The 6437-nt window shown below is 36.2% G+C and carries 6 protein-coding genes and 1 pseudogene; all 7 read right to left on the bottom strand.

The features are described from left to right. Positions 1-404: virulence RhuM family protein (locus tag ACN5L8_RS14980; protein WP_419173411.1), on the bottom strand; the 404-nt coding region annotated here is incomplete at its 3' end. 157 nt (positions 405-561) lie between these two features. Then, the gene (locus ACN5L8_RS14975) at positions 562-1029 is read right to left on the bottom strand and encodes a hypothetical protein (protein WP_419173410.1); all 468 of its coding nucleotides are present in this window, start codon (positions 1027-1029) and stop codon (positions 562-564) included. Beyond that, positions 1022-1921, bottom strand: coding sequence for a hypothetical protein (locus ACN5L8_RS14970; protein WP_419173409.1), 900 nt, complete (start codon positions 1919-1921; stop codon positions 1022-1024). The genes ACN5L8_RS14975 and ACN5L8_RS14970 overlap by 8 nt, the downstream gene beginning before the upstream one ends. Continuing rightward, the gene (locus ACN5L8_RS14965) at positions 1918-4320 is read right to left on the bottom strand and encodes an ATP-binding protein (protein WP_419173408.1); all 2403 of its coding nucleotides are present in this window, start codon (positions 4318-4320) and stop codon (positions 1918-1920) included. The genes ACN5L8_RS14970 and ACN5L8_RS14965 overlap by 4 nt, the downstream gene beginning before the upstream one ends. After that, positions 4321-5571, bottom strand: coding sequence for a DNA cytosine methyltransferase (locus tag ACN5L8_RS14960; RefSeq protein WP_419173407.1), 1251 nt, complete (start codon positions 5569-5571; stop codon positions 4321-4323). Positions 5572-5780: 209 nt separating this feature from the next. Then, complete coding sequence (locus ACN5L8_RS14955) at positions 5781-6086, bottom strand: hypothetical protein (protein ID WP_419173406.1); 306 nt, start codon at positions 6084-6086, stop codon at positions 5781-5783. Between the two features lie 74 nt (positions 6087-6160). Continuing rightward, a pseudogene (locus tag ACN5L8_RS14950) lies at positions 6161-6437 on the bottom strand (Fic family protein); the annotation flags it as partial.

Below are 6437 nucleotides of genomic sequence, written 5' to 3'. Positions count from 1 at the left end.
CCGTTCTCCATGCGCTCTTTATCGATCACATAACCCTTGATAGAAAACTCTCGCAACACCTGAGTCGCCCACTGACGGAACTGAGTCGCTCGCACAGAATTAACGCGATAACCGACAGAGATAATGGCGTCTAGATTGTAATGCTGCGTATTATAATTTTTACCGTCAGAAGCAGTTATCCGGAATTTCCGGATAACTGCTTCTTCATTGAGTTCAGCTGATTGAAATATATTTTTGAAATGCTCACTGACCGTTCGCACATCAACATCGAACAGCTCAGCAATCAGCTTTTGGGAAAGCCAAATAGTGTCTTCTTCATAACGCGCCTCAATGCTCTGCTCACCAGATTGTCCAGTAAAAATCAAAAACTCAGCCGTGCTATTGCGGATTAATTTGGTGGTCATTGTGTGTATCAAAGCCCTTATATACCTGCTTCTCAGGATTCTGAATAGTGTGTCGAGACATCAATAGTACGTTAATTGTAACGTACATGAACGGGACCGAAAGTTCACGATCTGCTGATCTGCTTCTAAACCCAGATATGCCGAAAATTTACTGTTTCTAGAAGCTTCCCTCAGCTACTTGAAAACAGGTTAACCCCATTGATCGCCACATTTTGACAACTTTATCTCTATCATCAAAAACACAAAAAATATCGTTTTGATAATTAGGGTAATAAGAGAGTAACCATTGTTTTTTTAGCTCTTCATCAGGCGTATAGGAGTTCATTTCTCGCATTGTTAAATCATCAAATGGAACATTGAATCGGTTCAGCCATTGAATTGTTTTATCTCTCACAATGTCACCGCGAGCAGAGAAAATATGAATCTTATAACCTTGTTCCTTCAATGCCTTAATAGTTTCTATTACTGGCGTATGCGGAGCATCTTGATCACAAGCTTGAAAGTAGGCATCCCAGTCTATTTTTTTGCCTAAGGACTTATCAATATAATGGAAACGGTGTTTGTTTAATGCGAGGGTGCCGTCAAGGTCAACCAAAATCATCTGTTTAGTATTCGTATTAAGCATAGTTATCTACAACCGACTGAAATAGCTCTCCATATTTTCTTAAGTTCTCACGTAAAATAAGGCTTTCATCATCATTAAAAATATATTCTTTACCGCAGTACTCAAACTTTAAAGCATCACTATCATGTTGTGTAGGTACACCATGAGCAAGTTTGTTTCTTTTATCTAAAACGTCTATGAAATAGTCTCCCTTACCTTTGAGACTAAATTTTGTATCAGGAAACTTACTTAAGGTCTGACATAAATTCCATTTTTTAGAGCTATCTAATAAATTGAGAAGAGCATCAATTTCTGTTGTACCTTCAAGACTAGAAGCTTTCTCTGATAAACTATCAGTTTGCTTTATAATGGCATCAATATATTTTTTTATTATTTCAGTTCTTTGTTTTTCATTAAGCTCTTCAAAAGATTTCCTTGCGATATTAGATAAAAGTTCATCATTATTACCCACTTCAGCCATAACAATTCCACGTACATTCTCAAGATCAAGTACTTTACGAATAGCTTGATTTGCAACTTTAAGAATTTTATCTTGGCTATTTGCTCTATTAGAAACAAAAATACCTTCTAACTCTTCTTGTCTAATAGCATCCCATAAATCACTAGCTGGATGAGACGAATAAAAGATAACATCTGTCAAAACATTTTGATCACGAACTAACCTTATAAAATCCTGACCATGTCCATCATATGGATCAAGGCTATAGTCAACGACAATTAAGTCAAATTTTCTATAAGGACTTTCTGATGTAAACTGAACGGGATCAGTTACAAATTTAATATCACAATAGAATCCCCATTTAGTAAACTCTCCTTTAATGTATTCTTTATCGAGAGACTCCAAATATTCATCATTATCATCAAACCATAAAATTGAGTATGTAAGCTTCATTTATTAAACACCATCCTTATGGAAACTTTTTTTGAATCTCCTTTAATCATCACTATCTCTGAACCAATTGATTCCATAAATTCTTTAGCATGATATAGACCTAAACCTGAACCATTTGTTGTCGTCATTCCGAAATCAAACACATTAGCAACATTAATGTCATCTGATAAGCCTCGTCCATCATCCATACATGAAACCAAAAGTTGATTCTCTGATATAAGACTCATCGATACATCTATTTTTTTAGCTTCAGCTTTACTTGCATTACTGACTAAGTTATCTAGAAGTATAGAAAGTTCTATACGTTTAAGTGGAATTTCAAAGCTAGAGTTAATTTGATTATCGATATTTATAATCACTCCAGAAGCAGAAAACTCTGACGCTACATTTTTAAGATACTGATTAATAAAAGAAGGAATATCTGTTAATTCTTTTTTTGTACCTGATTTGAAGTTAGCTTTCGTAGCATATTGTGCAGTAGCAATGATTTTTTTATTCGCTTTAGCAATTTTCTCAATAAAACCTAAGGCTTTTTTAACATCATTATCATTCAAAGCTCGAATAGTTCTTCCCAAATAGTTTTCGATCGTTGCTGCATCGTTACAAATTTGATGATGATAAGTAAGAAGAGATTTTTCATCAAGAGTAGAGACTGATTTTAGAAAGAGAGATTGAGCTTTAACTGCTTCTGTTTCTTTTTCAAGAGACGTTATTGTATTATTTTTCAGTTCAACTTCAGTCTGTAGAGTGCCCAACTTTTCTTCTTTATCATAAAGCTCCTCTTCAAGCTTCATGACAGTTTCTTGAGATTTTTGTCGTTCTTCTCTTTCCCTACGTAATGCCTCCTCTCTTTCGGAAATTAGCTTTGAAATGCTAGAAAGATTGGCTTTGAGGTCATCATCAATAACATCTGAATCATAAGAAGTTATCGAACTAATTATACTTTTGACCTCTTCTTTCCTCTCTTCAGCCAGTTCAGATAATAACTCACTGTTTATCCAAAACTGTTTTAATTCTTTTTTCTTAATACCAATTAAATTAAGTATGCTTAATGAGATCCTTCTCGATTTTTTCTCTCCCGACTCAACATACTTTTCGTTAGTATTTTCCCAGTCTAAACCCTGCTTACCACTAATTTCTTTTCGAATTTCTTCTGAAACACTATCCCACTCAAGTCCACCAACAACAAATTTTTCTAGACGCCTTAGCGATTGCATGAAAAACTCTTCTTTAATAAGAGAAAAAGCTTTAGTTTCTTTTAAGCCTTCTCGGCTAGAAATTGGTTGTAATGCATCATGTGAATCAAAAACTTCAATCCTTCCAACTACATCACGACTCGAAAAAAAACGCCTTGCACCTTGCCCTTGGCGTATATCTAGTCCTAACCAGTCATTGCCTCTCTCTCCGTAAGGGGCAACCCTAAAGCCATTTAGAAATAAATAAATTGAACCAAAGTCAATAGATCGAATACCCGTCTGCCGAGTAAAAAACGCTTTTTTATAAGCATTCAAAAAATACATGGTGATCGAAAAATCATCGAGCAACTTAACGTTTTGATTTACTTCCTCAACCCAATAAACTTCCTGCCCTTCATGATACAGAGAGGTTCTCGTATACAGCCCATTTTCAATGGTTTTACATTCAATATAAGTAGCTTTAAATCTCAGCTTATCAAAAATTAAGTTTCTAATTATTCCATTTACAGAGTGTGTATAGTCTTTGGGATCACTATCTTTGTATTCATCAACTAATAATTCAATTTCAAATCCGCCTTTTGAAAAAAGTTGATTTGGATTAATAAATTTCTCTAAGTCTCTCTTTAATGCAAGAAGCCGTTCTTTATCCCATTCAGACCTCAAATTAGAAATAAGTAAAATCGTTCCATTGTCAAAAATATTTAACCCACAATGCTCATAAACAACTCTTTCAGACACCTCATTTAAAGCTACATCGATAGACTGGATAGTGAGATCTTTTTGGCCTTCAATTTCAAACGCTTCCCAGTCAATAGCAAGGTGCAATATCTTTCCGCCACTTGTTCTAGTAAACATATCAAGCTGCTTACCTAAGCGGTCACATGAAAATCGTCCCACTCCTTTATTTCCAGCAAGATAAGCACCTGCAACTTGCTTACTTTGTTTTTTTTCTGAATGGGCAATATTCAACCATTTATCATTAATGTCCATTTCATTCATACCATCCCCTTGATCAGCAATTATCAATCGAGATAGTTCTAACGGACCTTCTAACCCTTCAAATTTAAGCAACACCTTTGGGGAATTTGCATCATATGAGTTTTTGACAAGCTCTATAATACCAATATTGTCATCATTAATTAGATCTTTCCCGATCAGGTTTTTTAACAAGGTATTAGTTTTAAAATGAACCACATTAGACATTTATTGATTCCTTCCTAAATGAACAAGCATTTGGCCTAAAACTTCACCAAGAAAAGGAGGAACAGCATTCCCTACTTGGGTATATCGAGGACACTCTTGTGTTCTTCGTGAACCACCTGTTGTGTATTTTCCTTTAAAAACGTAATCATCAGGAAAAGACTGAATTCTTGCATTCTCTCTAACAGTCAGAATTCTGGGTTCTGAGTAATGCAGTAAATCATCAGGCAATGTCGTTAATGTTCGTGATGGCTCATTAGGGTTCAGTACAGAAATGACTTGTTTTTTGGTTCCAATAATTTTTTTATGCTCATCACTTAAACCTTTCCCTGGTTGGCATAATTCAAGGATGGTTTTGAACTTTTCTATGGTTTCTGGACGATGACGTGCAATACGCAAACTATTTGGTTTAGCGCTCTTCAATCCCTCTCGCATTAGATTTTGATAAGCATTTAATCTACGAGGCGGTTTATAATCAATTTGCTTAAACCCTTGAATATGGCTACCAGAATGGTAAATAAGCGGATATTTAGATGTTTCTAAATCGCCAATGGCAGAGTGAACACTAACAGGTGTATAAGGAAGTTTTTTCTTATCTAAAAAATCCAAACGAAGTGATGCCAATATTTGAAAAGGATCGATATCATCTTTAATTAGATCTGATCGAATACCAATCATGATGAAACGCGTTCTTTTTTGCGGAACACCATAATGCTCACTATGAAGATAATCAGTAAATACGTGATAGCCTAACGTTTCAAGCCTGGCCTTCACTATCATGGAATAAGGCAGCTTCTCACGTTGTCCTTTAGCATCTTTAAATGTTGAATTGAAACCTCTCACATTCTCTAACACTAGATACTTTGGCGATACTATTTCCACCATGTTCATGTATTCTTCAGATAGCTTGTTACGAGGGTCTAGAGCATTACGTCTTCCCGCAAGTGAAAAACCTTGGCATGGTGGGCCACCAGCAATCAGGTCCACTTTTCCTTTTAATGACGCTAATTGATCTGGGTATTGAGTGAGGATGTCCTGAATAGTCGTTGATTGTAAAGGAAGCCATTCAGGCCAATTAAAATGGGCATATTTACCTTCAATTAAGTTGTGTTTAAAAGTATCGAAAGCCATAGGGTCTTTTTCGACCGCAAAAAGCCCTTCCCAACCAGCCTTCCCAAGCCCTAAAGAAAAACCACCACAACCTGAGAATAGGTCTATATAAGTCCCAGCTTTTTTATTGCTTCCCGATTCCATTAACATCTACTCTATGAAGTGCGATCAAAACCATCTCTATGATGAGCTTAGTTGATAATAAGTACCAGGATACAACAAATGCGCCGTATCACAAATTACCAGTTGTAAATATACATTTTATTTTAGAAAACTATCTAACGCTAAAACTTAGGCACTTATCCAGAGAGTGCTGACACAAGATCCTTGCAGCCTAGCGCCATTGAACAAAATCACTGTATCTCACTCACAAACCGAATCATCTCACTTGATTCTTCCGATTGAAAAAGGTCTGCAACCTCATGATCTGTATAGATTTCTGGAAAAGCTTCATCCCCTTCGTTAATCGCTTTGCATACCGTGTAACGCGGGCTATCTGGGTTTTCTCGTTGGGCTTTGTCTTTGTAATCCACCCATAGCTGGTAATACTGACCGTTCACGCGAAAATAGAATGAGGGACAAGTGTCATTCTCATAGCTGCAATCTTTTAGCGTAACGGGTAGATCGCTTGACTTAAAACCCAGTTCAAATCGGCTCATCATTCATCCTTAAATCATATTAACGGTATATAAAACGGCTTCCCAAGTTAAAGTAATGCAAAAGATATCAAGACTCACTCTGCACCATAAGCTCTCACATCGTTGCCATCTTGTATCATAAGTTGCATCAGCTTGAGGTGAACAAAAAGCTTTTCCTTTCCTACTGATACTTCTTTTAAAACACCAATGTCTGTGAGTTTTTTTAGGTAGGTCGAGGCCGTTTGTCGCTTGGCGATGTCTTTTTCGACTAGATTACTAATACGGCAATAAGGTTGTTCGAATATGAGTTGAACGAGTTCGTAGCTGTATATTTTTGGCAGTTGGTCGCGGATATAGTCTGCAGTGATGTCG

The sequence above is a fragment of the Halobacteriovorax sp. genome (genome assembly GCF_048381875.1).
Classification (GTDB): domain Bacteria; phylum Bdellovibrionota; class Bacteriovoracia; order Bacteriovoracales; family Bacteriovoracaceae; genus Halobacteriovorax_A; species Halobacteriovorax_A vibrionivorans.
This window is presented reverse-complemented; position numbering and strand designations above follow the sequence as displayed.